2 protein-coding genes are annotated in these 1,033 nt (G+C 36.8%); both read left to right on the top strand.

Features of this window, described 5'->3' with window-relative positions; translation table 11 throughout:
• Positions 1-631 (top strand): hypothetical protein (locus AC1DRQ_RS31790; protein WP_477430188.1); only part of this gene is annotated, 631 nt, incomplete at its 5' end.
• A 16-nt stretch (positions 632-647) separates the two neighbouring features.
• Positions 648-1,033 (top strand): LbetaH domain-containing protein (locus AC1DRQ_RS31785; RefSeq protein ID WP_477430186.1); only part of this gene is annotated, 386 nt, incomplete at its 3' end.

The following is a 1,033-nucleotide window of genomic DNA, read 5'->3' as shown; positions in this document are numbered from 1 at the left end:
TAGTTTATTGATCATAACGGTAACTATGCTCTCTATCTCGGTGATTGAACAGAAGATTGAGGATAAGCAGGCAGAATATGAAGATTATATAAACGGAAGGTACAACATGAAAGTGGAGTATTACGGATCAACGTTTAGTCCTGATACCCGTTCTGTTTTTGAATATTTAGTCGGTACAGGCCCCGGAACAAATGGTAGCAGGGCGGCAAATTCATTGGCTTATGATATATTATACAAAAAGCCGGGCTCCGCGGGCTTGCCTACCTCAATTCCTCCTAAATCAAATGAGTTTACTAAAAAATATTTAAGCCATCTGTATACAGAGGATTATGCAAAATCAACAGGTTCAAGAAGCGCTGTATTAGGAAATCCATTTAATTCGGCCTGTGCGTTTTTTATTGAGTTTGGCCTGATAGGATTTTTGGTATTGGCCTGGTTCCTTTTCAAGCTTACCAAAAAGTTTATTCTGCGGGCAAACTGGATATCTATTACAGTAGCCTGTATGATTATTTCAAATGTTATTACGGCGTTTATTGATCAAACACTTGAAAGTGTTGTACCTATGTTTTTAACGTATTTGATGATTGGATTGGCATGTAAAAGCTACTATTCATTAAAGGTGAATACTTAATAATATTGTTTTACCTATGAACAAATCAAATATGTCGTTCAGGAAATTTGTTTTACAGGACTGGGCGGCTAACAAACATAACACCAAAGGGCGGATAGTAACTTTGTGTTTTAGAATTGCAAATTACGGGCGTTGTAGTAAAACCGCCAGGTATCTTCTTTTACCATACAGAGTGTTTTATACCCTTTTGTTTGAATGGTTGCTGGGCATTGAAATTAAATATCAAACAGTTATTGGAGCAGGACTAAGAATTTTTCATATCCAGGCCATTGTTATTAATCAAGGTGCGGTTATTGGTGAAAACTGTACTTTACGACAATCAATCACTATTGGAAATAAAGTTGATGGCGGGCAATGCCCTGTTATCGGTAATAATGTTAATATAGGTGCTCAGGTATGCAT

It is taken from the genome of Mucilaginibacter sp. P4_E8, from assembly GCF_056401495.1.
The sequence above is the reverse complement of the archived record's forward strand: the minus strand, read 5'-3'. Positions and strand labels throughout refer to the sequence as shown.